Origin of the sequence: Pseudomonas sp. DY-1, assembly GCF_003626975.1 — a bacterium.
In the GTDB taxonomy this organism is placed as follows: domain Bacteria; phylum Pseudomonadota; class Gammaproteobacteria; order Pseudomonadales; family Pseudomonadaceae; genus Metapseudomonas.
In genome coordinates this window covers 4,773,452-4,798,829 of record NZ_CP032616.1, presented here as the reverse complement: position 1 = coordinate 4,798,829, position 25,378 = coordinate 4,773,452, and the positions used below count along the sequence as shown (strand labels likewise).

Annotated in this window: 21 protein-coding genes; 8 read left to right on the top strand and 13 right to left on the bottom strand. The window is 62.9% G+C overall.

Annotated features, from left to right (window positions below; genetic code table 11):
- Positions 1-69: 69 nt before the first annotated feature.
- The 9 genes from hflC to D6Z43_RS22485 form a co-directional block, all read right to left on the bottom strand.
- Positions 70-939: a protease modulator HflC gene (hflC, locus tag D6Z43_RS22525; protein ID WP_120654244.1), complete on the bottom strand. Its 870-nt coding sequence runs from the start codon at positions 937-939 to the stop codon at positions 70-72.
- Positions 939-2,108, bottom strand: a complete 1,170-nt coding sequence (gene hflK, locus D6Z43_RS22520; protein WP_120654243.1) for an FtsH protease activity modulator HflK — start codon at positions 2,106-2,108, stop codon at positions 939-941. The genes hflC and hflK overlap by 1 nt, the downstream gene beginning before the upstream one ends.
- A 96-nt stretch (positions 2,109-2,204) precedes the next feature.
- On the bottom strand, positions 2,205-3,506 hold the full coding sequence (gene hflX / locus D6Z43_RS22515; RefSeq protein WP_120654242.1) for a ribosome rescue GTPase HflX: 1,302 nt from the start codon (positions 3,504-3,506) through the stop codon (positions 2,205-2,207).
- 12 nt (positions 3,507-3,518) lie between these two features.
- Positions 3,519-3,773, bottom strand: coding sequence for an RNA chaperone Hfq (gene hfq, locus D6Z43_RS22510; protein WP_003453015.1), 255 nt, complete (start codon positions 3,771-3,773; stop codon positions 3,519-3,521).
- 99 nt (positions 3,774-3,872) lie between these two features.
- Positions 3,873-4,847 carry a tRNA (adenosine(37)-N6)-dimethylallyltransferase MiaA gene (gene miaA, locus D6Z43_RS22505; RefSeq protein ID WP_120654241.1) on the bottom strand — a complete coding sequence of 325 codons (975 nt, stop codon included), beginning with the start codon at positions 4,845-4,847 and terminating at the stop codon, positions 3,873-3,875.
- A gap of 2 nt (positions 4,848-4,849) precedes the next feature.
- Positions 4,850-6,727, bottom strand: a complete 1,878-nt coding sequence (gene mutL, locus D6Z43_RS22500; RefSeq protein WP_120654240.1) for a DNA mismatch repair endonuclease MutL — start codon at positions 6,725-6,727, stop codon at positions 4,850-4,852.
- Positions 6,724-8,160 carry an N-acetylmuramoyl-L-alanine amidase gene (locus tag D6Z43_RS22495; RefSeq protein ID WP_120654239.1) on the bottom strand — a complete coding sequence of 479 codons (1,437 nt, stop codon included), beginning with the start codon at positions 8,158-8,160 and terminating at the stop codon, positions 6,724-6,726. The genes mutL and D6Z43_RS22495 overlap by 4 nt, the downstream gene beginning before the upstream one ends.
- A gap of 8 nt (positions 8,161-8,168) precedes the next feature.
- Entirely contained in the window at positions 8,169-8,636 is a 468-nt protein-coding gene (tsaE, locus tag D6Z43_RS22490; RefSeq protein WP_120654238.1) for a tRNA (adenosine(37)-N6)-threonylcarbamoyltransferase complex ATPase subunit type 1 TsaE, read from the bottom strand.
- Positions 8,624-10,123 (bottom strand): NAD(P)H-hydrate dehydratase, encoded by a 1,500-nt coding sequence (locus D6Z43_RS22485; RefSeq protein WP_120654237.1) that lies wholly within the window; start codon positions 10,121-10,123, stop codon positions 8,624-8,626. Before D6Z43_RS22485 ends, tsaE begins: the two co-directional genes overlap by 13 nt.
- A gap of 68 nt (positions 10,124-10,191) precedes the next feature.
- On the opposite strand from D6Z43_RS22485, the gene queG reads away from it, so the two are divergent.
- The gene (gene queG / locus D6Z43_RS22480; RefSeq protein ID WP_120654236.1) at positions 10,192-11,262 is read left to right on the top strand and encodes a tRNA epoxyqueuosine(34) reductase QueG; all 1,071 of its coding nucleotides are present in this window, start codon (positions 10,192-10,194) and stop codon (positions 11,260-11,262) included.
- A gap of 1 nt (position 11,263) precedes the next feature.
- Here queG and orn read toward each other — a convergent pair whose 3' ends face one another.
- On the bottom strand, positions 11,264-11,806 hold the full coding sequence (orn, locus tag D6Z43_RS22475) for an oligoribonuclease (protein WP_120654235.1): 543 nt from the start codon (positions 11,804-11,806) through the stop codon (positions 11,264-11,266).
- 95 nt (positions 11,807-11,901) lie between these two features.
- On the opposite strand from orn, the gene rsgA reads away from it, so the two are divergent.
- On the top strand, positions 11,902-12,933 hold the full coding sequence (gene rsgA / locus D6Z43_RS22470) for a small ribosomal subunit biogenesis GTPase RsgA (RefSeq protein WP_120654234.1): 1,032 nt from the start codon (positions 11,902-11,904) through the stop codon (positions 12,931-12,933).
- 64 nt (positions 12,934-12,997) lie between these two features.
- On the opposite strand, the gene motB is transcribed toward rsgA, so the two are convergent.
- Complete coding sequence (gene motB / locus D6Z43_RS22465; RefSeq protein WP_120654233.1) at positions 12,998-14,047, bottom strand: flagellar motor protein MotB; 1,050 nt, start codon at positions 14,045-14,047, stop codon at positions 12,998-13,000.
- Positions 14,048-14,057: 10 nt separating this feature from the next.
- Positions 14,058-14,909 carry a flagellar motor stator protein MotA gene (gene motA, locus D6Z43_RS22460; protein WP_120654232.1) on the bottom strand — a complete coding sequence of 284 codons (852 nt, stop codon included), beginning with the start codon at positions 14,907-14,909 and terminating at the stop codon, positions 14,058-14,060.
- A 117-nt stretch (positions 14,910-15,026) separates the two neighbouring features.
- Here motA and D6Z43_RS22455 point away from each other — a divergent pair, with 117 nt between their 5' ends.
- The 5 genes from D6Z43_RS22455 to D6Z43_RS22435 all read left to right on the top strand — a co-directional run bounded on the left by D6Z43_RS22455 (position 15,027) and on the right by D6Z43_RS22435 (position 22,442).
- The gene (locus D6Z43_RS22455) at positions 15,027-16,550 is read left to right on the top strand and encodes an HDOD domain-containing protein (RefSeq protein WP_120654231.1); all 1,524 of its coding nucleotides are present in this window, start codon (positions 15,027-15,029) and stop codon (positions 16,548-16,550) included.
- A 45-nt stretch (positions 16,551-16,595) separates the two neighbouring features.
- Positions 16,596-17,411, top strand: coding sequence for a thiosulfate sulfurtransferase (gene rhdA / locus D6Z43_RS22450; RefSeq protein WP_120654230.1), 816 nt, complete (start codon positions 16,596-16,598; stop codon positions 17,409-17,411).
- Between the two features lie 22 nt (positions 17,412-17,433).
- Positions 17,434-18,297, top strand: coding sequence for an archaetidylserine decarboxylase (gene asd, locus D6Z43_RS22445; protein WP_120654229.1), 864 nt, complete (start codon positions 17,434-17,436; stop codon positions 18,295-18,297).
- Between the two features lie 189 nt (positions 18,298-18,486).
- A complete protein-coding gene (locus D6Z43_RS22440) occupies positions 18,487-20,313 on the top strand; it encodes a molecular chaperone (protein ID WP_120654228.1) in 1,827 nt (608 codons plus the stop codon).
- A gap of 59 nt (positions 20,314-20,372) precedes the next feature.
- A complete protein-coding gene (locus D6Z43_RS22435; protein WP_120654227.1) occupies positions 20,373-22,442 on the top strand; it encodes an EAL domain-containing protein in 2,070 nt (689 codons plus the stop codon).
- A 55-nt stretch (positions 22,443-22,497) separates the two neighbouring features.
- Here the strand turns inward: D6Z43_RS22435 and serB are convergent, their stop codons facing one another.
- Positions 22,498-23,712, bottom strand: a complete 1,215-nt coding sequence (serB, locus tag D6Z43_RS22430) for a phosphoserine phosphatase SerB (protein ID WP_120654226.1) — start codon at positions 23,710-23,712, stop codon at positions 22,498-22,500.
- Between the two features lie 136 nt (positions 23,713-23,848).
- On the opposite strand from serB, the gene D6Z43_RS22425 reads away from it, so the two are divergent.
- Positions 23,849-25,369 (top strand): AhpA/YtjB family protein, encoded by a 1,521-nt coding sequence (locus D6Z43_RS22425; RefSeq protein ID WP_120654225.1) that lies wholly within the window; start codon positions 23,849-23,851, stop codon positions 25,367-25,369.
- Positions 25,370-25,378: the final 9 nt, after the last annotated feature.

The window sequence follows — 25,378 nt, the reverse complement described above, 5'->3', positions numbered from 1 at the left end:
GACCCATGATAACACGTTTTCCCTGGCGGTCACCCCGGCGGACGATGAGCGTCCGCCGGGAGACTTGTGTCAGCGCGTGGCCTTGTCCAGATAGCGGAAGAAATCGCTATTGGGATCGAGCACCATCACGTCGGTCTTGTTAGCAAAGCTTTCACGGTAAGCCTGGAGGCTGCGGTGGAAAGCGTAGAACTCCTGGTCCTGCCCATATGCCTTGGCATAGATGGCAGCCGCCTTGGCATCGCCATCACCACGAGTTTCCTCTGCCTCACGATAGGCCTCGGCCAGCAGGACACGGCGCTGACGGTCGGCGTCTGCACGAATACCCTCCGCCAACTCGGAGCCCTTGGCGCGATGCTCACGAGCCTCACGCTCCCGCTCGGTACTCATTCGCTCGAATACGCTGCGGTTGACTTCCTTGGGCAGGTCGATGGCCTTCACCCGCACGTCCACGACCTCGATGCCCAACTCCTTGTTGGCCATGCGATTGAGGGCGGACGTGATATCTGCCATCAGCGCATCACGCTCACCGGACACCACTTCATGCAGGGTACGCTTACCGAACTGGTCGCGCAGACCTGCTTCCAGACGGCGAGACAAACGCTCGTCGGCAATCTGCTTCATGCCGGAAGTTGCAGTGTAGAAACGCTCGGCATCAGCCACTCGCCATTTGGCGTAGGCATCCACCATCACCGCCTTCTTCTCGAGCGTGAGGAAGCGCTGTGTCGGCGAGTCCAGGGTCAGCAGACGGGCATCGAACTTGCGCACCTGGTTGACGTACGGAATCTTTAAGTGAAGGCCGGGCTGAACATCAGCCTCGACGATGCGGCCGAACTGCAGGAGCACGGCCTTTTCGGTCTGCGACACGATGTACAGGCTGCTCCACAGAAGCAGAGCCACAACCACGCCGCCGATCAGGGCAAACAGCGATTTATTGCTCATCAGCGACTCTCCCTGGAACGCGAATTGCGCTGCTGTAAGTCAGTGGCGACACGCGAACCGAGATCGCCGCCGCTACCAGCGGCCGAGGCTGCCGGAGCAACCGGAGCCTGACCGGCGCCGCGGCTGTCGATCATTTTATCTAGCGGCAGGTAGAGCAAGTTGCTCTGCCCGTCCTTACCGGAAACCAGCACTTTGCTGGTATTGGCCAACACGTCCTGCATGGTTTCGAGGTACAGACGCTGGCGCGTGACTTCCGGCGCTTTGTGGTACTCGGTTAGCAGCTTGGTGAAGCGGTCAGCCTCACCTTCGGCGCGGGCAACAACTTCATCGCGGTAGCCGTTGGCATCCTCGATGATACGCTGAGCCTGGCCACGAGCCTCGGGGACCACTGCATTGGCATAGGCCTCTGCCTGGTTCTTGGCACGCTGTTCATCCTCACGAGCACGGATCACGTCATCGAAGGCTTCCTGAACTTCACGAGGGGCAGCCGCGCTCTGTACGTTGACCTGGGTGACGGTGATACCGGTGCGATAAGTGTCGAGGAAACGCTGCAGGCGCTCCTTGATCTCGCTGGCCATCAGCTCACGACCCTCAGTCAGCACCTGGTCCATCTCGGTGGAACCCACTACGTGGCGCAGGGCGCTTTCGGTGGCGTGCTGCAGACTGACTTCAGGCTGATCTACGTTCAGCACGAAGTCCTGGAGGTTGCTGATCTTGTACTGGACGGTGAGCGGTACTTCGACGATGTTCTCGTCCTCGGTGAGCATCTGCCCCTGCTTGCTGTAAGCACGCTCGCGGGTGACATTCTCCTGGAACTTGCGGTCGAACGGCGGGAAATAGATGTTCAGGCCAGGACCAACAGTCTCGTAATACTTGCCGAAGCGCAGCACCACGGCCTGCTCCTGCTCGTCTACCACATAAACCGCGCTGTACAGCCAGACCACGGCAAGCAAGGCCAGGCCGATGCCGAGCAGACCGAAACCGCCCGACCTGCCGCCACCTTCGTCGCCGCCGCCACGTTTCTTGCCGCTGCCAAACAATCCGTTCAGGCTGTCTTGCAGCTTGCGGAAGGCCTCGTCCAGATCCGGTGGCCCTTTGCGGTCGCCACCGCGGCGCCCACCCCAGGGATCCTGGTTATTCGAGTTGCCACCCGGCTCATTCCAAGCCATAGCGCTCTCCATACTGATAAAGCAAAGGCGCGCCCACGGCGCGCCCGCCCATGCTACCCAAGCCCGAGGCCCGCCGCAAAACCACCTCAGCGGGCTTTATTGCAAAGTGTGTTGCTCAAGAAACTCGCTCGGCTGCCAGCCTTCCCGACTGACCAGTCGATTCAGTTCAACGCGCGGAAGACGCACTGCGAGAAGAGCGTCCCCAGCCTCATTGTGCTCCTCGGTCTGCACCGCACCCAAGGCGAAGAACTGCGCCCGCAACCGACCAAAACGCTGTGGCAGACGCAGGGTACCGACGAAGAGGTCGTCGCCCAGCAACTCTGCCACCGCCTGTTCCAGCAACTCGAGGCCACTACCATCGCGCGCCGACAGCCAAACCCGCTCGGGCTTGCCGTCCTCGTCGCGCTGGATATGCGGCTCGACGTTCACCAGCAGGTCGACCTTGTTGTAGACCTCCAACATAGGCAGGCCTTCGGCACCGATTTCACCCAGCACTGCCAGCACCTGCTCGATCTGCGACATGCGCTCCGGCTCGTGAGCATCGATAACATGCAGCAGGAGATCGGAGTTGGACGATTCTTCTAGGGTAGCCCGGAAGGCTTCCACCAGCTTGTGCGGCAGGTGACGGATGAATCCGACCGTGTCGGCCAGAACGATCGGCCCTAGGTCATCCAGCTCAAGCCGACGCAGGGTCGGGTCGAGGGTCGCGAACAACTGGTCGGCCGCGTAGACCTCGGAAGCGGTCAGCGAATTGAATAACGTGGACTTGCCGGCGTTCGTGTAGCCAACCAGGGACACCGATGGAATATCCGCGCGCCTGCGCCCCCGCCGGGCCTGTTCGCGCTGGCTGCGTACCTTTTCCAGGCGCTGCTTGATCTGGCGAATGCGCACACGCAGCAGACGACGGTCGGTTTCCAGCTGGGTTTCACCCGGACCACGCAGACCGATACCGCCTTTCTGGCGTTCAAGGTGAGTCCAGCCGCGCACCAGGCGGGTACTCATGTGCTCAAGCTGGGCCAGTTCGACTTGCAGCTTGCCTTCATGGGTACGGGCACGTTGGGCGAAGATATCGAGAATCAGACCGGTACGGTCGAGGACCCGACATTCAAAAGCGCGCTCAAGATTGCGCTCCTGACTGGGCGTAAGGGTGTGATTGAAAATGACCAGTTCAGCTTTCTCGGCCTTGACCAGGTCATGCAACTCATCGACCTTGCCGCTGCCGATCAGATACTTGGCCGTTGGCTGGTGACGGGAAACAGAGACGAAAGCCACTGTATCCGCACCGGCCGAACGAGCAAGTTCCAGGAATTCCTGCGGGTCTTCGCGCGCCTCGGGATCTTGGCCTTCCAGATGAACCAGGATGGCTCGCTCACCACCACCAGGGCGTTCGAAAAACAAAGCAGTCTCCTATCAGGCGTTACCCGGCTCAGGCTGCTCTTGCTCGGAAGCGCTGGGCAGACGTACTGGGCGGCTCGGTACCACAGTGGAAATGGCGTGCTTGTAGACCATTTGGCTGACAGTGTTCTTCAGCAGAATCACGAACTGGTCGAAGGATTCGATCTGGCCCTGCAGCTTGATGCCGTTCACCAGATAGATGGAAACCGGTACGCGCTCCTTACGCAGGGTATTGAGGTAAGGGTCTTGTAGCGAATGCCCTTTTGACATGTGCCGCACTCCTTTAGGGAAAAATTTTTAGTTTTCAAATGACAAGAAAAATGACTGGTCCCGCCCTACCCCCAAGGATAGACGGTAACCGGCGAGGTCTCAGTTCAATATGGAGACCGACTTCAGGTATTTCAAGGTGCGCGGCAGATTGTCGCAAGCCAGACTGTCCAACCAGAACAGATCGGACCAACTACGCAACCAGGTGAACTGTCGTTTGGCGAGTTGGCGGGTAGCAATGATGCCGCGCTCTTCCATCTCGCTCCAGGTCAGCGCGCCATCCAGATAATCCCAGGCCTGGCGATAACCAACCGCTCTTATAGACGGTAGCCCTGCATGCAAGTCACTTCTGCAGCGCAGCGCTTCGACCTCTTCGATGAACCCCTGTTCCAGCATCAGGCGAAATCGTTGCGCAATTCTTTCGTGCAACACCTGACGCTGTGCCGGCGCAATAGCCAAGTGCGCGACAGTATACGGCAAATGTGCCGTTCCTGGCGCGTTCCCGGCCGTATTTTGCGCAGCCTGCTGCTGTCGGTGGGCGGTCATGGTGAGCCCGCTGACCTTGTAGACTTCAAGCGCCCTGGTCAATCGCTGGGGATCGTTGGGATGGATACGAGCTGCGGACTCCGGGTCGACCTCCGCCAGTTCCCGATGCAGCGCATCCCAACCATCGCGGGCGGCACGAGCCTCCAGCTCGGCGCGCACATCTGGATCGGCGCTGGGCATGTCCGCCAAACCCTCCAGCAACGCCTTGTAATACAGCATGGTCCCACCCACCAGCAGTGGAATCCGTCCCCTGGCCGTAATTTCTGCCATTGCAGAGAGGGCATCGCTGCGGAACTCCGCAGCCGAGTAACTCTCGACTGGGTCGCGGATATCGATGAGGCGATGGGGAAACTCGGCCAGGGTCGCCTTGTCCGGCTTGGCGGTACCGATATCCATGCCGCGATAGATCAATGCCGAATCGACGCTGATCAGCTCGCAAGGCAGGGTTCGCGCCAGCTCAAGGGCGAGGTCGGTCTTGCCAGCGGCCGTGGGGCCCATGAGGAAAATTGCCGGCGGCAGTCTTTCAGCCATGCTCAACGACCACGAAGGAACAGCTTGTCCAGATCATCCATACCCAATTGCGTCCAGGTCGGACGCCCATGGTTGCACTGGCCGCTGCGCTCCGTGTGCTCCATATCGCGCAGCAAGGCATTCATTTCCGGCTGAGTCAGGCGACGATTCGCGCGTACAGCTCCGTGGCACGCCATGGTGCCCAGCAGCTCGTTAAGGTGCGCCTGAATGCGGTCGCTCGTACCGTACTCGAGCAGATCGGAGAGCACATCTCGCACCAGTTGGGAGGCTTCTGCCTGCTTCAGCAGGGCCGGTATTTGGCGGATGGCCAAGGTTTCCGGACCAAGACGCTGCAGCTCGAAGCCAAGACGACGGAACCACTCGCCATGCTCTTCGGCGCAGTCCGCCTCACGTTGGCTGACCGCAACGGATTCCGGCACCAATAGCGGCTGCCCCTTGAGCCCTTCACTGGCCATGGCCACCTTCAGGCGCTCATAGGTAATGCGCTCATGGGCCGCATGCATATCCACCAGGACCAACCCCTGGGCGTTCTCCGCAAGGATGTATATGCCCTTGAGCTGCGCCAGGGCATAGCCCAGAGGCGGAACATCACCTTGGGTTTCGGGCAGCGCAGCTGGTGTGGAAACCGTCGACAGAGGTGCGAAGAACTCACGGTAGGCACCCTGGGCCTCTGCAATCGGCATGGATGGCTGAGGACGCGGTGCCTGGTAGCCACCGGAGGGCGGGCTCCAGACCGGTTCGGCTGACGGCCGCTCCAGCACGTTGGCCGCCAGGCTCATCTCGCCCTGCGGACCGAACTCGCCCGCTGCAAGACCACTCGGACGCACTACTGCGTCGGTGGCGGCTGGTGCCGCAAGCTGGTCTTCCGGACGCACTTCGCCCAGAGCACGGTGCAAGGTGCCGTAGAGGAAGTCATGGACCATTCGGCCGTCACGGAAGCGCACTTCGTGCTTGGTCGGGTGCACATTGACATCGACCACGGCCGGATCGACTTCGAAGAACAGCACGAAGGTCGGATGCCGGCCGTTGTAGAGGACGTCCCGGTACGCCTGGCGTACCGCGTGGGCCACCAGCTTGTCGCGCACCATACGGCCATTCACATAGAAGTACTGCAGATCGGCCTGACTGCGGGAGAAGGTGGGCAGGCCTACCCAACCCCAGAGATGCAGGCCGTTGCGCTCGATCTCGATGGGCAGCGCCTGCTCCAGAAAGGCAGGACCGCAGACCGTTGCGACCCGGCGGGCGCGAGCGACGGCGTCGCGCGCCTCGTGGAGAGCGAAGATGGTCTTGCCGTTGTGCCGCAAATGGAAAGCCACATCGAAGCGAGCCAGAGCCAGGCGCTTGATGACTTCCTGCAGGTGGTCGAACTCTGTTTTCTCGGCACGCAGGAACTTGCGCCGCGCCGGGGTATTGAAGAACAGGTCGCGAACTTCCACCGAGGTACCCACCGGATGCGCAGCAGGCTGGACCCGGGCCTCCATGTCGCGCCCCTCGGTTTCTACCTGCCAGGCCTGGTCGGCATCGGCGGTACGCGATGTCATGGTCAGCCGTGCAACGGAACTGATCGAAGCCAGTGCTTCGCCACGGAACCCCAGGCTCATCACCCGCTCCAGGTCCTCCAGGTCGCGAATCTTGCTGGTGGCGTGGCGCGCCAACGCCAGGGGCAGGTCGTCCGCTGGAATGCCACCACCATCATCACGCACCCGCAGCAGCTTGATCCCGCCCTGTTCCACCTCGACATCGATACGCCGGGCGCCAGCATCCAGACTGTTCTCCAGAAGTTCCTTGATGACGGAAGCGGGACGCTCGACTACCTCGCCGGCGGCGATCTGGTTCGCCAGCCGCGGGCTCAGCAGCTGGATGCGCGGCAGATCACTCATGGCTGTGCCGCCAGAGTCGCGGCAGGGATGTTCAGGGTCTGACCGACCTTGATGTTGTCGCTGGACAGCGAGTTGGCCTTGCGCAGGGCGGCCATGCTCACCTCGTAACGTTGCGCAATCAGCGCCAGGCTCTCGCCGGAGGTGACGACATGCTCGCGCGGGCCGATGGCGATCTTGCCCTGATCACGCAGCCAGGCGATGTAGGTACCGGGCGGCGGATTCTGCTGGAAGAACTGCTTCACGCCGGTCTTTATCGAGCGAGCAAGCGCCTGCTGGTGGCTCGGCGATGCCAGCTTCTGGGATTCGTTGTGATTGGAGATGAAACCAGTTTCCACGAGGATCGATGGAATGTCTGGCGATTTCAGCACCATGAACCCCGCCTGTTCCACCCGACGCTTGTGCAGCGAAGTGACCTGGCCGACGTTGGACAGCACCTTCTGCCCGACATTGAGGCTGGAAGACATGGTTGCCGTCATCGACAGGTCCAGCAGAACGCCGGCAAGCATGCGGTCCTTGTCGTCGAGGCTGACACTGCCCACGCCTCCGATCAGGTCGGAGCGGTTTTCGTTATCGGCCAGCCAGCGCGCGGTTTCCGAGGTGGCGCCACGGTCCGACAGGGCAAATACCGAGGCGCCAAAGGCACTGCGACTGGGGGCGGCGTCGGCATGGATGGAGACGAACAGGTCAGCGCCTTTCTTGCGGGCGATCTCCGTACGTTTACGCAGCGGGATGAAGTAGTCGCCGGTGCGCACCAGTTCGGCACGGAAGCCTTTCTCCTGGCTGATCTGGCGCTGCAGCTCCTTGGCGATCGCCAGAGTCACGTTCTTCTCGTGCTGGCCCTTGGGTCCGAGGGCACCCGGGTCTTCCCCGCCGTGGCCGGCGTCGATCGCGACCACGATGTCGCGCTTGCCACCGGGCACCGGCGGCAATTTGCTGGGTGCCGGCTGGGTAGGCGTCACTGGCGGTTGCGGCGTGCTCGGCGCGGTGGCCACTTCAGGTGAAACGGCCTCGTTGGCGGCGGCTTCCGGATCGAACAGGTCCACCACCAGGCGGTTGCCGTACTGCTGGTTGGGTGCCAGGGAGAAGCTTTTCGGCGTAACAGCGGCCGATACGTCGATCACCACCCGCAGATCGGTCGGGGTGCGCTGGGCAGAGCGAACGCTGGTAATCGGCGTATTGCTAAGGGACAACTGCTCCAGTTTGGTAGCCAGCTGAGCCCCATTGATATCAATGACGATGCGGTGGGGGGCCGTCAGGGTGAATACGGAATGCTGCACCGGTCCGGACAGATCGAAGACCAGGCGGGTATTGTCAGGCGCGCGCCAAAGCCGCACCCCGCGGACCTCCGCGGCAGCCAGGACATCAGCGGCGAACGCCGCAAGCAGAACCCCAATCCCGGCAAACAGTGCGCGCGAGCGCATACCCCACCCCATCTTTGTTTTCATGCTCCCAAGGCCAGGGCGGCACACCATGCTTCGCCACGCTCGGTATGTGGCGAAAAACGCAGCGAACGGCCGCCCGCTTGCGGCGTAATGTTAATGTCCAGGTCGGCCTTTGGCAAAATGCCGGCGCCCCGCTGGGGCCACTCGATCAGGCACAAGGCGTCGCCTTCGAAGTAGTCGCGGATACCCAGAAACTCCAGTTCTTCAGGGTCCGCCAGGCGATATAGATCGAAATGGAAGGCCCGCTTTTCGCCTATTTCATATGGTTCGACCAGGGTGAAAGTGGGACTTTTCACCGCACCGGCATGGCCCAACCCCCGCAGGAGCCCGCGAGATAGCGTGGTCTTGCCCGCTCCCAGATCCCCATGCAGGTAAAGAATGCCGTGCCCTTCGGTCAGGTTCGCCAGACGGGCACCGAGGGCCAGCATGGCTTCCTCGCCCTCGGCATAAAGGATCACTTCAGGCACGGTGCAAACTCCTCGAGCAACTGACGAATGGTTGGAATCAGATCACTAGCAGCGAGCCCCCGGCCTGCCCGGGCCAGATTCTCGCCCGCATTGGCATGCAGCCAGACAGCAAGACAAGTGGCGGCATAGCCGTCCATACCTTGGGCCAACAGGGCGCCGGTCAGCCCAGCGAGCACATCGCCAAGCCCCGCCCCAGCCATCACCGGATGGCCGCGATCACAGAGTGCGAGGCGACCATCAGGGGTCGCCACAAGACTGCCAGCGCCCTTGAGCAGGACGACGGCCTTGTACTTTTGCGCCAGCGCCAGGGCCGCGCGCGGTCGATCAGCCTGCACCTCGCCGGTCGTAATACCCAGCAGGCGTGCGGCCTCGCCCGGATGCGGCGTGATCACCCCATCTGCAGGCAATTGCGTTTGATTACTGGCTAGCAGGTTGAGCGCATCGGCGTCCCAGACCTGAGGAACATTCAGACCAGCCACGGCGCTGATCAGGCTGCGCCCCCAGGCGCCCTGCCCCAGCCCGGGCCCCACTACCAGTACATCGGCCTTTTCTGCCAGGGCCAGCAACTGATTGGCCGAGCTAACCCCGGCACACATCACTTCCGGACGCCGCGCCAACGCCGCGGCAACATGCTCAGGACGGGTTGCCAGCGACACCAGCCCGGCCCCACTGCGCAGCGCACTCTCCGCCGAGAGCAATGCTGCGCCACCGAGGCCACGATCACCCCCCACCACCAACAAATGTCCAAGCTGCCCCTTGTGTGCAGTGCGCGACCTTGGAGCCAGGCGCTGGAGACTGCCTGCCGCCATGCGCTCGGCGACTCGAGGTGTTGCAGCGACCAGAGCAGGTTCGGCCTGCAAGTCATCGAACACCAACTCCCCCACTTGATTCGGCGCATCGGCGGTGAAAAGGCCGAGCTTGAGCCCGATAAAGGTCACGGTCAGGTCCGCGCGTACCGCGACGCCCAGCACACGACCAGTATCAGCACAGAGGCCGGATGGAATATCCACAGCCAGCACCGGGAGGCCACTGGCGTTGAGCAGGCGGATGGCCTGCGCGTAGGGCTCGCGCACAGTGCCGGCAAGGCCAGTACCCAATAGTGCGTCGACTACGACGCCTTCAAGCGCTGCGCATTCGCTCCAAGGCTGGACGACTACACCGGCGGCAATGGCTTCATCCCGCGCCAATGCGGCATCACCAGCCAACGCATCGGCAGCACCTACAGCCAGCACCTTCACCCGCCAGCCGGCGCGCAGAGCCAAGGCAGCTACCAGGTATCCATCGCCAGCGTTATTGCCGCGCCCGGCCAGCACGCTGAGGCCGCCCGCCCCCGGCCAGCGCCGGCGCAGGGCGCGCCAAGTTGCATGGGCCGCACGCTGCATCAGCTCGAAACCCGGGGTGCCAGCCTCGATCAGGCGAGCGTCGAGATCGCGCACCTGGGCGGCGCAATGGAGTGAAAGTGGCAGGTCGTCGCGAGAAGAGAGCATCGGATTCGGTTACGGCTGCGAGGTCTGGCAGAATTATATCCACCTCTACACCGGTTTCCCGCCCCAGCATGACCCTTTCCACGCAAGATCTCGCCTCTCTCGCTCAATCCATCAAGGAATGGGGCCGAGAACTGGGCTTCCAGCAGGTGGGCATCACTGGCGTGGAACTCGGCGAACATGAAAACCATCTGCGACGGTGGCTGGACGCTGGCTACCACGGCGAGATGGACTATATGGCCGCCCACGGCAGTATGCGTTCGCATCCTGACGAACTGGTGCCAGGTACCTTGCGCGTGATTTCCCTGCGCATGGATTACCTGCCCGGCGACACGCGCATGGCCAAGGTGCTGGGTCAGCCGGAAAAGGCTTATGTGTCGCGCTATGCCCTGGGGCGTGATTACCACAAACTGATCCGCAAGCGCCTTCAGCACTTGGCCGAGCGCATCGAGACGACCATAGGCCCGCTCAGTTACCGCGCCTTCGTCGATAGCGCACCGGTGCTTGAAAAGGCCATTGCCGAGCAGGCCGGCCTGGGCTGGATCGGTAAGAACACCTTGGTGCTCAACCGCAAGGCCGGCAGCTATTTCTTCCTCGGCGAACTGTTCATCGACGCGCCCCTTCCGGTGGACGAACCGCACGGCAGCGAGCATTGCGGCCGCTGTTCAGCCTGCCTGGATATCTGCCCTACCGCCGCGTTCGCAGGCCCATACCAGCTGGATGCGCGGCGCTGCATCTCTTACCTGACCATCGAATACAAAGGCAGCATTCCTGAAGACTTGCGTCCGCTGATCGGCAATCGGGTGTTCGGCTGCGACGATTGCCAGATGGTCTGCCCCTGGAACCGCTTCGCCCGCCCGTCCGACGAAGGCGATTTCCAACCGCGCCATGGCCTGGACAACGCCGAACTGGCAGAGCTGTTCCGCTGGAGCGAGGAAGAGTTCCTGAGTCGCACCGAAGGTTCGCCACTGCGCCGCGCCGGCTATGAGCGCTGGCTACGCAACTTGGCGGTGGGATTGGGCAATGCCCCTTCGAGCATTCCGGTGCTGGAGGCGCTGAACCTGCGCCGCGAGTATCCGTCGGCACTGGTTCGAGAGCATGTGGAGTGGGCGCTTGCCCGACATAAGGCAAGCGCGGCCTGAATCAGATCTTGAAGAAATGCTCGCGGTAGTGCTGAAGCTCCGCGATCGAGTCGCGGATATCATCCAGCGCCAGGTGACTGCTGCTCTTCTTCACCCCGTCACGCACCTTTGGCGACCAGCGCGCGGCCAGTTCCTTGACGGTGGAAACATCCAGGTTGCGGTAGTGGAAGTAGGCTTCCAGCTGCGGCATGTGACGATAGAGGAAGCGGCGATCCTGGCAGATGCTGTTGCCGCAGATCGGCGATTTACCCTTGGGCACCCACTGATCGAGGAAGGCCAGGGTCTGCGCCTCGGCTTCCGCCATGCTGATACGGCTCTCGCGCACGCGCTGGGTCAGGCCGCTCTGGCCATGCTGGCGGGTATTCCACTCATCCATGCCGGCAAGGATCTCATCGCTCTGATGGATCGCGATGGTCGGGCCCTCGGCCAGCACGTTCAGCTCGCTATCAGTCACGATGGTGGCCATCTCGATAATGACGTCCGTATCAGGGTTCAGGCCGGTCATTTCCAGATCGATCCAGATCAGGTTCAGGGCATTCTGCATATTCGGTCTCCAAGGCGAAGCGCGCATTCTAGCTTAGAGCCTGCGGATACGGGCCGCGTGCTAAACTCGCGCGGTTTTTTCCAAGCGGAACCACCATGGCCAAACGCCAACTTACCCGCCGGCAGAGCTGGCGCATCGAGAAAGTTCAAGAGGAACGCGCTGCTCGCGCAGCCAAGCGGGAGACGCGCGCGCTCGAAGAACTCGAGGGTGGCGACCTTGGCCCCGAGCAGACAGGCCTGGTGATCGCCCACTTCGGCGTCCAGGTGGAGGTCGAAGCACTGGAAGGCGAGCAGGCCGGCGAAGTGGTGCGCTGCCACCTGCGCGCCAACCTGCCGACGCTGGTCACCGGCGACCGAGTCGTCTGGCGCCACGGCAACCAGGGCAGCGGCGTGATCGTCGCCCAGCTGCCGCGCCGCTCGGAACTTTGCCGGCCGGACATGCGTGGTGTACTGAAGCCGGTGGCGGCCAACGTCGACCAGATCGTCATCGTCTTCGCCCCGCTCCCGCATCCGCACGCCAACCTGATCGACCGCTACCTGATCGCCGCCGAGCACGCGGGCATCCATCCACTGCTGCTGCTGAACAAGGCCGACCTGGTGGACGATGAAAACAGCGCCATGCTGGACGACCTGCTCGGGGTCTATCGCCAACTGGGTTACCCGCTACTGGAGGTGTCGGCTCGCGAAGGCGGCGGCATGGAAGACTTGATGACCCGCCTCGATGGGCACATCAGCGTGTTCGTCGGCCAGTCCGGCGTAGGCAAGTCGTCACTGGTCAACAGCCTGCTGCCGGGCGTGGATACCCGCGTCGGCGCGCTCTCCGAACTCACAGGCAAGGGTACTCACACCACCACCACCGCGCGCCTGTTCCACTTCCCGGGCGGAGGCGAGCTGATCGACTCCCCCGGCGTCCGCGAGTTTGGCCTGGGACATGTCAGCCGTGGCGACGTCGAGGCTGGTTTCATCGAGTTCAACGAGCTGCTTGGTACCTGCCGCTTCCGCGACTGCAAGCACGACCGGGAACCCGGCTGTGCCTTGCTGAAGGCCCTGGAAGATGGCCGCGTGCATCCGCAGCGAATGGCCAGTTACCGGCACATCCTCTCCGGCCTGCCCAGGGACGAGTACTGAGTCGGCAGACATCCGCCCCCAAAAAAGGCCACGCATTGCGTGGCCTTTTTACTTCATGGATGGGTCACTGCCCCTTGGGCTCGTCCATCTTCAACACGCCATTTTCGAAGATGTTCAGCTTTTCCCGTAGCTCACGCGGTTGGGCGGGCACTGCCGGATCATTCACCGGTGCCTCCGGCGCGACGCTTCCGCTGGCTGGCGGCTGGGGCTGCGACTGCGGTTCTTCAGGCTTGGCAGCATCACCCTGCTCACCCTCGATGGCGCGCTGGGCCTTCTTGGTCAGGACGATGATGTCGATGCGGCGGTTGACCGGGTTGAACGGGTCCTTGCGGTCGAACAGCGCCGACGAGGCATAGCCCACCACCCGCGCAACCTGCTCTTCCGGATAGCCGCCAGCGATCAGGGTCCGTCGCGCGGCGTTGGCGCGACCGGCGGAAAGCTCCCAGTTGCCGAACTCGCCATCCCCCGCATAGGGCTTGGCGTCGGTATGGCCGCTGATGCTGATCTTGTTCGGTACCGCCTTGATGGTCTCGGCGAGGATCAGCAGGATGTCTTCGAAATAAGGCTGCAGGCGCGCGCTGCCGAGGTCGAACATGGGCCGGTTGGCGGCGTCCATGATCTGGATACGCAGACCATCCTGGGTGATCTCGAAGAGGATCTGGTCCTTGAACTTGCGTAGCTCGGGGTTCTCTTCGACCTTGTTCTGCAGCTCCTGCAGCAGCAACTCCAGGCGCTCCCGCTCGATCTGATCGGCAAGGGTCTCCACTTTGCTGGCATCCACGGGCGCCTTGTCGGAGGAGTCGACCGCCGACTCCTGAGAGTCCGGAGCGTCCTTCAGTTCAGGATTGAGCGTGCGATCAGGTGCAGGCGTCGGCGTCCCGCCCAGGTCGATGACATAGGGGCTGGCGCTCTCTGAGAAGCCGATAGGGTCCTTGAAGTAGCCGGAAATGGCTTTCTTCTGTTCCGGAGTCGCCGAAGACATCAGCCATAGCACCAGGAAGAAGGCCATCATCGCGGTGGCGAAGTCGGCGAAGGCGATCTTCCATGCGCCGCCGTGGTGCCCGGCAGCGTAGCGCTTGACGCGCTTGACGATGATCGGCTGATTGTTCTCCATGACTCAGCCTTCAGCTGCCACGTACGGCCTGCTCCAGCTCGCTGAAGCTCGGGCGGTGAGCCGGGAACAAGGTCTTGCGGCCGAATTCCACCGCCAGGGACGGCGGCATGCCGGAGGCCGAGGCGACCAGGCAGGCCTTGATGGACTCGAACACGTTCAATTCCTCGCGAGCGTCATGCTCCAGGGACACCGCCAGCGGTCCGAAGAAGCCGTAAGCCGCGAGAATACCAAGGAAGGTACCTACCAGCGCCGCGCCCACGTGCTGGCCAAGGGCTGCCTGCTCGGCCTCGCCCAGCATGGCCATGGTCACCACGATGCCGAGTACCGCCGCTACGATACCGAAGCCCGGCAGGCCATCGGCAATGCGGTTGACCGCGTGAGCCGGGTGTTCCAGCTCTTCCTTCAAACTGGCCAGCTCCATGTCGAACAGGCCTTCCAGCTCATGAGGCGCCATGTTGCCGGAGGACATGATGCGCAGGTAGTCGCAGATGTAGGCAGTCATCCGCTCATCCTTGAGGATACCGGGATACTTGCTGAAGATCGGACTGGCGGCCGCGTCTTCGATATCGGCCTCGATGGCCATCATCCCCTCGCGACGGCTCTTGTTGAGGATTTCGTAGAGCAGGCGCAGCACCTCGAGGTAGAAACCGTGAGTGAAGCGCGTGCCGAACATCTTCAGCGACTTCTTGAACACGATCATTGTCGTGCTGCCAGGGTTGGCCTGCAGGAAGGCGCCCAACGCAGCACCGCCGATGATCATTACCTCGAAAGGCTGGATCAGTGCGGCGAGTTTGCCGTGTGACAGGAGGTATCCACCGAGCACACTGGCGAATACGACGATGATGCCGATGATTTTTGCCATAGGAAGGAAGCTTGAAGAGTCAGTAGAAAGGGTTATGAAAAGAGACCCTTCTAATTATCGGAAAATATGCGCCAGACTATAGCCTGTTCAGGCGAAAAGCCAGATTGGCGGCCCCCTATGTCAACCGCAAAGCCCATGCCACGCAGCCTCGAAGGCTGGATCAAGCACCTCGACGGGGTGCGCCTGCCCGTTCCCGCTGCCGCCCATGAGAAAGTTCGCCGGGCCCTGGGGGACAACCGCCGCTCCCTGCGCGACATCTCCGACCTCACCCAGGACAGCCCCGCCCTGGCCCTCAGCCTGCTGCGCGAGGCCAACGCCAGCGGCAGTATGCTGAGCAGCCCTGCGGAAAGCCTGGAAGTGGCCCTGAGCCGCCTCGGCCTGAAGCGTGCGGAAGTGCTGCTCAATCGCTTGCCAGCTGTACCTGAGGATGAAATTCCCCACGGTCTGCGTCAGCTGCAACTGATCAGCCAGCATGCCGCCCAGCAGGCGAACGGCCTGTTCGCCGCCCGCCTGGCCCGTCTCTGGCAGGAAATCCACTGGTGCAGCCTGCTGTTCCTTTCTCCCCTGTGGCCGTTGCTGGCCAGCCACCCTGAGCTCTTCGACATCTGGGAAAGACGCGTGCTGGGCGAAGGCGAGCCGGCCATCAAAGTCGAGCGCGAACTGCTCGGCGTGCCACTGCTCCGCCTCTGCCATGGCCTGGCCACGCACTGGAGACTGCCCGACTGGATCGTCCAGGGCTATCGCCTGCTGAGCGACGATCGCCGCTTGCTGGTTCAGGCCTTGCACATCGCCCGCGACAACGAGCACCCACTGCACCAGCAGCAACAGCTGGACGGCAATCCCGCCCTGGCTCGTTGGCTGACCCAGCCGGGCAACTCCGTGCTGCTGGCCAACGGCCTGGCGATTTCCGCCCATGCTGGCTGGGGCGACGGGCACAGCCTGCGCTGGCAGCGTCTCACCGGCCTATTCATGAAGATGCCCCTCGACGAACTGCAACAGCAGGTCCACCAACACTCAGCGCAGAGCGGACGCCTGCATGCACGCACCGATCTCTGGCACCCCGCCGAAGCGCTGCTCTGGCCCTGGAACGAGCATCGACTGAGACGCGAACCCGCCGCCGTACCAACCCCCACCAGCGCGGCCCTGAAAGACTGGCGCCAGTACTGCGGTGAACTGCTTCGCGAGCCCAGCCCCTTCACCAATGTCGTGCAACTCTCCGCATGCGCCCGGGACGCCTTGGAAAGCAGCGGCATGCGCCGTGTCTTGCTGCTGTTGGCTGACCGTAACCACAGCCGTCTACTTGCCCAGCAGCAAGCGGGACTGCCAAAAGAGGCCAACGGCTTACAGCTGGACCCCGGCCAGAGCCAGTTGCTGCGGCGCTTGCTCGCGCAACCCGGTCAGCTGCGCCTGGGGCCTGACAACATGGCGCAATTCTCCGCACTTCTGCCCGGCCAGCTGAAAAGCCTGTTTCCGGGGCACCATCTGCTGTTGCGCTCCATCGCGGTGAACGGCCGGGTGGCCATGCTGGTGGTGGCTGACCAGAACGGAGCCCCCTTCGCCGAGCTCAGCCTGCGCGCCTTCGCCAAGACCGCCCAGTGCATCGAGCGCGCCCTCGCCAGCTTCGCCAGCCGCGGCCGCTAGGCTTTCCTATACAATCTGCCACTTTGTCCATTCATGGAGGCTTACATGTCCGCCTTCTCCAACCTGCCGCTGGTGATCGAGCCCGCCGAACTGGCTCCCCTGCTGAATGCTGGCGAGTTGATCCTGGTCGACCTCACCAGCGCAGCCCGTTATGCCGCAGGCCATATCCCGGGCGCCCGTTTCGTTGACCCGAAACGCACCCAGCTGGGCCAACCACCCGCGCCTGGCCTGCTGCCGGCCAAGGCTGACCTCGAAGCACTGTTCGGCGAACTGGGCCACCGCGCCGATGCCACCTACGTGGTCTACGACGACGAGGGCGGCGGCTGGGCCGGCCGCTTCATCTGGCTGCTGGATGTCATCGGCCACCACCGCTACCACTACCTGGATGGCGGCCTGCATGCCTGGCTGGCCGAGAGCCGTGAAACATCGGACACCGTTCCTGCAGCAGCTGGCGGCCCGATCGCCCTGACCCTGCATGACGCGCCCACCGCCACCCGGGAATACCTGCAAGGCCGACTTGGCGCCGCCGACCTGGCAATCTGGGACGCTCGTGGTCCCAGCGAGTACAACGGCACCAAGGTGCTCGCCGCCAAGGGCGGGCATATCCCCGGCGCGGTCAACTTCGAGTGGACCGCCGGCATGGACCCTGCTCGCGCCATGCGCATTCGCACCGACATGGCCGAGATCCTCCAGTCCCTGGGCATCACCCCGGACAAGGAAATCATCACTCACTGCCAGACGCACCACCGCTCGGGCTTCACCTATCTGGTCGCCAAGGCCCTGGGCTACCCGCGCGTGAAAGGCTATGCCGGCTCGTGGTCCGAATGGGGCAACCATCCGGACACCCCGGTCGAGCTATAAAGCTCCCCATCAAGGAAAACCAATGAAAGAACGCCTCTTCATCATCAGTCAGTACCTGCTGCCGCATCACCTGATTTCGCGCCTGGCAGGCTGCATCGCCGAGTGCCGCGCGCCCTGGTTCAAGAACGCCTTCACTGCCTGGTTCGCCAAGCGCTACCAGGTGAACATGGGCGAAGCGCTGGTCGAGGACCTCACCGCCTACCAGCACTTCAACGACTTCTTTACCCGCGCGCTGAAGCCTGGCGCCCGGCCGCTGGACGAGAGCCCCGGCGCCATCCTCTGCCCGGCCGACGGCGCCATCAGCCAGATCGGCCCGATCGAGCACGGCCGCTGCTTCCAGGCAAAAGGCCACAGTTTCAGCGTGCTCGAACTGCTGGGCGGCGACGCTGATCGCGCAGCACCCTTCATGGGAGGCGAATTCGCCACCGTGTACCTGTCGCCCAAGGACTACCACCGTGTGCATGCGCCGCTGGGCGGAACCCTGCGAGAAATGGTCTATGTGCCTGGCCGCCTGTTCTCGGTGAACCAGAGCACCGCCGAAAACGTGCCCGAACTGTTCGCCCGCAACGAGCGTGTCGTGTGCATCTTCGACACTGAGCGCGGCCCCATGGCCGTGGTGCTGGTGGGAGCGATGATCGTCGCCTCGATCGAGACCACCTGGGCCGGTCTGGTCACGCCGCCCAAGCGCGAACTGAAAACTTTCAGCTACGACGAAGCCACACGCGCACCCATCACGCTGGAGAAGGGTGACGAAGTCGGTCGCTTCAAGCTGGGCTCCACCGCCATCGTCCTGTTCGGTCCGGACCAGGTGCGCTGGGCCGAGAGCGCCTGGCCCGGCAGCCAGGTACGCATGGGTCAGTTGCTGGCAACGCCGAAGAGCGCCTGACCTGGTACTCATCCCGGCCGAACCGCTGTGTTCGGTCGGGGTCGGATCAAGAAAGCGGCACACTTCCGCAGGAATCTGCCAACGCCTCTACACCCCTGCCATAGATAGGCTGCGACCGGGTAAAGATGCTGATAGAGTGCTGAGATTCAACCTCATCCCCAGTACGAGAATTCGGAGAAACCGATCCGGATGGAGCACCAGAGCCCTCACCTGCTGTTGCGCGTACCAGCGCCTAGCAAACAGAGCCTGTCCTTCTGCGATGCCACCCCTCGTGAGCTGAAACGCTGGATCTCCCACCTACCCAAGGCCAACCTCGGCGAAACCGCTCGCCAGCTTTACCAGGCCCTGGTGGAACTCAACCAACTGGTCACTCCGACTGAGAACCGCCTGCAACTGCTGGAACTGATGCGCCCTGAGGTGCATTTCGTCTGCCAGCACCTGGAACGGCACTTCCTTGGCCAATCCATCGTTCTGGATGAACGTCCGCGCAAGGTTGCCAACCTCTGCCAGGCCCTGCAGAACCATTTGGCGATCGGTTACAAACTGATCATCGTGCAGGAGTCGCCACGCCCGACCCGCGACCGCGACCGCGCCCAGCTCCTTGCCATCGCCCTGCAACGCGCAGCGCACAGCCTCAACGGGCCCCTGATCCGCTCCAGCCAACTCTATTGCCCGGTCCCCGAAGGCCTCTGGCTGGAACTGCACCAGCTCTACCAGCTGGCTCAAAGCCGTCAGCTCCATCGCGTGACCGTGCGCGACCCGCTCGCCCGCCACACTGAGGGCCTGAGCGTCGAGCAGACCTACCTGGTGGCGCTGCTTCTGGGCTGCGCCCGCTGTAACCAGATGCGCCAGAACGGTATTGCACGCTTGGCGGAAATCCTCGAACCCTGGAGTTCCCTGATACGACTGCAGTCGGCAGAACTGCCCTCCAGCCTCTTCGCCGTGGCGCCACAGCTCGACGGCCCACCTCGTTACAAGTCGCTTTTCCAGGAAGTCGAGCCGCGTATCCTGCTGGGCCTCGACCCACTGCCGCTGGTGGACACCATCAAGGAATACCTGCAGTTGCCGATCGAGCAGCGCGGCCAGTCGCGCCTGCCGATGGCCGAAGGCTTGACCCTCGACCTCCTGCAGCATGTGAGTTCGGCCTGGGGCGACATTTCCGAAAGAACCTTCCAGCGCAATCCCGGCCAGGGCAGCCTGACCCTGTGCATCGGCATGAGCGCCCTGCACTTCTTCCTCGCGGGTAGCCGCCCCTTCAACGAAGTGCTCAAGCTCACCCAGGAAATCAGCCAACCGGTGTTCGGCGATGCCGGCAACGCCATCGCGAAAGATGTCTGGGCCAACGCCTTCGATGCGCAGCCTACCCAGGGCTGGCAGCCGGGCATGTCACTGGAAGAAATCGAGTACACCAAGCCTGCTACCGAGAGCGGCACCCCAGCGCCCCAGGCCAGTGCCGCGCCGGAAAGCTATCCAACATTCAATGTCGCCGTGGTCAACCACAGCCCGGGCGGCTACTGCCTGAGCTGGCCAAAGGAAGTACCCAGCCAGCTGCAGGCCGGCGAGCTGCTTGGCGTTCAGGACGCGCCTGGCCAGGGCTGGAGCATTGCCGTCGTGCGCTGGATTCGCCAGGTACGCGGTGGCGGTACGCAGATGGGCATCGAACTGGCGGCACCTCAGGCGCAATCCTGTGGCGTACTGCTGCTGCGTAAGGGCGAGCAGAACAGCCACTACCTGCGAGCCTTGCTGCTCCCAGCCATCGGTGCCATTTCCCGTCCCGCCACACTGATCACCCCGCGGCTACCCTTCCAGGAAGGCAACAAGGTGCAAATCAATCTGCATGGCAATGAGCACCGTGCCATCCTGACTCGGCGCCTCACCAGCACGGGCAGTTTCAACCAATTCGAGTACCGGACTTTCGAGCAGCCAACACCTCCACAAGGGAAACCGGCCGCAGGTTCGGGAAGCCAGCCACAGGGTGGCGAGGAAGATTTTGACTCACTATGGAAGTCACTGTAGATTCCCGGCTCACCACCATTCGTCGCCTATTCGCGCTCGTTCGGCGCTAAGCACAGGCCATGGCCATCGAAAAGAAAACGATCCGTCTGCTGATCCTGGAAGACTCGCAGAACGAAGCCGAGCGCCTGGTCAGCCTGTTCCGCAACTCCGGTCGCGCGACTCGCGTCCATCGCATCCTTTCCGCCGACGATCTCAATGAGGTCCTGCAGCAGAGTTGGGACCTCCTGATAGCCGCGCCAAGTAGCGAACACCTGAGCCCCGGCGAAGCCCTCGGCAGCATTCGACGCCAGTCCAAGGACATCCCCTTCATCCAGCTGGTGCAGGACAACGACTCCGACCTCATAACCGAAGCACTGGCCCTGGGCGCCCAGGATGCCCTGCCCCAGGGCGAGGATGAGCGGCTGGTGCTGGTGGCCAACCGCGAGCTGGCTAACCTCGAACAACGCCGCGCTCGTCGAGCCGCCGAAGTCAGCCTGCGCGAAGCGGAGAAACGCTGCCAGTTGCTGCTGGACAGTTCGGTCGACGCCATTGCCTACGTGCACGACGGCATGCACATCTATGCCAACCGCGCCTACGTGGAGATGTTCGGCTACGACGACGGTGACGAACTTGAAGGCATGCCGATGATCGATCTGATCGCCGGCGCTGACCAGGCAGGATTCAAGGACTTCCTGAAGAACTACCGCGAAGGCGAAGGCAGCGGAGAGCTCACCTGCAACGGCTGCAAGGTCGATGGGCAGAGCTTCCAGGCACGCATGAACTTCTCTCCCGCCACCTACGATGGCGAGCCCTGTATCCAGGTGGTGATCCGCGCTGAAACCGACAGCAGCGAACTGGAAGAGAAGCTTCGTGAGATCAGTAGCCAGGACCTGGTCACCGGTCTGTTCAACCGCTCGCACTTCAATGAGATGCTCGATATCGCCGCCGAGCGGGCCGTCAAGACCAGTCAGCCATCGAGTCTCGCGTACATCCGAGTTGCTCGTTATTCCAGCCTGCTGGCTGAAATCGGCATCGCCGGAGTCGACCTGCTGCTCACTGACCTCGCCAACCTGCTACGTGCCCACTTCGCCGGCGATGCACAGCTCGCCCGCTACGGCGACGACGTTTTCAGTGTCCTGCAACACGGGATCACGCCCGAACAGGCCGTCGAAGGGCTGCAGGGCTTGCTGAAGAAGATCGACATCCACCTGTTCGACGTCAGCAGCCGAACCGTGCAGCTCAGCCTGTGCATTGGCGTTGCCGGTCTAAGCGAAACCACGCCCAGAGCCCAGGACGTGGTGGATCGCGCCCATCGCTGCGCCGACGAGATGGGCGACGAGAACGGCCTCAAGCTCTACAACCCGGCCGATGAACTCGCTGCGGCGGCCAACCGGGGCAGCCTGGTGGCAATGGTCCAGCAGGCTCTGGAGAACAACAGCTTCCGTCTACTGTTCCAGCCGATCATCAGCCTGCGCGGCGACAGCTTCGAACACTACGAAGTGCTGCTGCGCCTGCTCAGCCCGCAAGGTGAGGAAGTACCGCCGGCCGACTTCCTCGACGCTGCCAAGGACGCTGGTCTCGCCGAGAAGATCGACCGCTGGGTGATCCTCAACTCCATCAAGCTGCTTGCCGAACACCGCACCAAGGGCCACAACACTCGGCTCTTCGTCCACCTGTCAGGCGCCAGCCTGCAGGACCAGACCCTTCTGCCGTGGCTCAGCGTGGCGCTGAAGGCCGCGCGGCTGCCGTCCGACGCCCTGATTTTCCAGTTCAGCGAACCGGACGCCATTGCCTACCTCAAACAAGCCAAGGCGCTGACGCAGGGACTCGCCGAACTGCACTGCCAGGTAGCACTCAGTCAGTTCGGCTGCGCCCTCAACCCGTTCAATACTCTCAAGCACCTCGCCATCGACTTCGTGAAGGTGGACGGTTCCTTTACCCAGGACCTCAGCCGCGCGGAGAACCAGGAAGTCCTCAAGACCCTGCTGGCCAGCCTGCACGCCCAGGCCAAGCTGACCATCGTGCCCTTCGTCGAAACCGCCAGTGTGCTGGCGACCCTCTGGCAGGCCGGCGTCAACTACATCCAGGGCTATTACTTGCAGGGCCCCAGCCAGGCGATGGACTACGACTTCTCATCCGGCGACGAGTAAGCGCCAGTCACGAAGAAGCCGCCCGAAGGCGGCTTTTTCATTTCCAGCTCGACTGTCAGTCCTTGCCGTCGCGGTCGCGGAAGCCGAGCAGATAAAGGATGCCATCGAGGCCAAGGGTGGAGATGGCCTGCTTGGCCGACTGCTTGACCAGTGGTTTGGCACGGAAGGCCACGCCCAGCCCCGCCAGCCCCAGCATCGGCAGGTCGTTGGCACCATCGCCGACGGCAATGGTCTGTTCCAGCCGCAGGCCCTCTTTCTGCGCCAGCTCACGCAGCAGGTCGGCCTTGCGCTGCGCGTCGACGATTGGCTCGATGGCCACGCCGGTCAGCTTGCCATCGACGATCTGAAGTTCGTTGGCGAATACGTAGTCGATGCCCAGCTTTGCTTGCAATTGCTTGGCGAAGTAGCTGAAGCCGCCGGAGAGGATCGCAGTCTTGTAGCCCAGGCGCTTGAGCTCGGCGAAGAGGGTTTCCGCCCCTTCGGTCAACCGCAGGGAAGCGCCGATTTCTTCCAGTACATCCTCGGACAGCCCCTTGAGCAGCCCCAGGCGCTCCTTGAAGCTGGCGCGGAAGTCCAGTTCGCCACGCATCGCACGCTCGGTGATCTCGGCCACTTGATCACCCACACCGGCAGCCTTGGCCAGTTCGTCGATCACCTCGGCTTCGATCAGGGTCGAATCCATGTCGAACACTGCCAGGCGGCGGTTGCGACGGAACAACGAATCGCGCTGGAAAGCGATGTCGACATTCAGCTCCTGGGCCACGCTGAGGAACTCGGCGCGCAGGGCCACCGGGTCCGCCGGTTCACCGCGTACGGAGAACTCGATGCAGCCCTTGCCCTTATCGGCCGGTGTATCCAGCGGCATACGACCCGACAGACGGTCGATATGGTCGATGTTGAGCCCGTACTTGGCAGTTATCGAGCTCACCCGCTGCAGCTGCTCGGCGGTTACCTTGCGGGTCAACAAGGTGACGATGTAGCGGCTCTTGCCCTGGCCATCGACCCACTGCTGGTAATCCGCCTCGGGCACCGGAGTGAAACGCACCTGCTGGTCCAGCTTGTAGGCGGTGAACAGTACATCCTTGAGCACGGCGGAGGCTCCGGCATTGTCCGGAATCTCCACCAGGATTCCGAACGACAGGGTGTCGTGGATCACCGCCTGGCCGATATCCAGGATATTCACGCCGCCCTGGGCCAGAGCACCGGTAATGGCCGCGGTCAGGCCGGGGCGGTCCTCGCCAGTGATGTTGATCAGGACTATTTCGCGCAAGGCGCACCTCACTCAGCGCATGAAAAGGCGCACATTCTACCCACTTTCGCAGCACTCGCAGCATGCCCGGCGCTTTGCCCTGCAAGGGTCGCTCGCTATACTGCGCCACAATTTCGTCCGAGAAGAGCCGCGCTCTGTGAACCGGCCCACGCCTGTCAAACCCGACAACTTCTTCCTGCTGATCTTCCACGCCCTGCGCCAGCGCCGCGTGCCGATCGCCTTGCGCATCGCCAGCCATAGCCTGCTCCTGGTAGCGCTGGCGCTGGTGATCTACGCCTGGGTCATGGGCATGCAGTTCAAGCAGGCCATGCAGCAGCAGGCCGACGCACTGGGCCAGAGCCTGACGGCGCAAACCGCCGCATCTGCCACAGAGCTGTTGGTGTCCAACGACATCCTCAGCCTCAACGTGCTGCTCAGTAACCTGGTGAAGAATCCACTGGTTGCCCACGCGGCCATCTACAGCGTGGATAACCGCATCCTCGCCGAGGCCGGCTCGCGCCCCAAACAGGGCCTGCTGGGAGAAACCGAGGGCCTGTACTCCACGCCCATCACCTTTCAGGAAGTAATTGCCGGCCACCTGCGTCTGAGCCTGGACATGGAGCAGTTCCAGCAGCCCATGACCATCAGCCTGCAGAGCATGGGGCTGCTCAGCCTGATCCTGCTGGCGTTGACCCTGTCCCTGAGCCTGCGCCTCGGCCGCCATATCTCCACGCCGCTGCTGCAACTGCGCGTGTGGCTGCGCGACCCCGACGACCCTGCCCCAGGTGCCGGTCGCCAGGACGAGATCGGTGATCTCGCCCGCCAGTTGCAAGCCCGCCTAGTACCGGAGAAACCGGAGCCCGAGCCGGAGCTGGATCCAATCCCTGAAGAGGACTTCGCCGAAGCAGACGAAGACTATCCGGACGAAGAACAGAACGACGAGGATCAGTTCGAGGTCCGCGACCTACGTGATGACAGCTTCGATGGCGAGGACGAAACGCCGAGCAAGCTGTTCACCCCGGACGACGAGGATCCCTTCGCCGACCTGCGTGAGGAGTTGGCCGAACCGGCCCCGACTCCCGCCCCGGTCATCCAGCAGGAGCCTCAGCACAGTGCAGTCCTGGCCATCCAGCTGGGTGCCCAGGACCAACTGCGCCGCCTGCCGCGCTCGCGATTGATGGACCTGCTACAACGCTATCGTGACTGCCTCGACCATGCGGCCCGCCTTTATCACGGTCAGTTGCTGACCCTGAACGATGGCAGCAGCCTGATGCTTTTCCACAGCCAGGACGGCGGCGAGGATTACCTCACCCATGCCCTCTGCTGCGGCGAGCTCATGCGTGCCCTGGGTCACGCCCTGCAAATCGAAGTCGCCGACAGCGGCATCACCCTGCAACTGCAACTCGGTCTAACCCTGGGTGATGACCTTTCCGGCCTCGGCCAAGGCGACCTTCTGCTCAACGACACTACCCAAAACGCCCTGGCGCTGAGCCAGCACAGCCGCAACCTGCTGCTGGTGGAGCGCGCCATCGCCGACGACGAACTGGTCCGTCAGCGTGCGCGCATCCGCTCCATCACCAGCCCGGAAGGCGCCTGCTGCGTCGAACGCCTGCTGGAACCCTATCCGTCGCTGCTGGAGCGCCAGTTGGCGCGCATGCACGAAACAGCACGGCACTGACGATCCGGC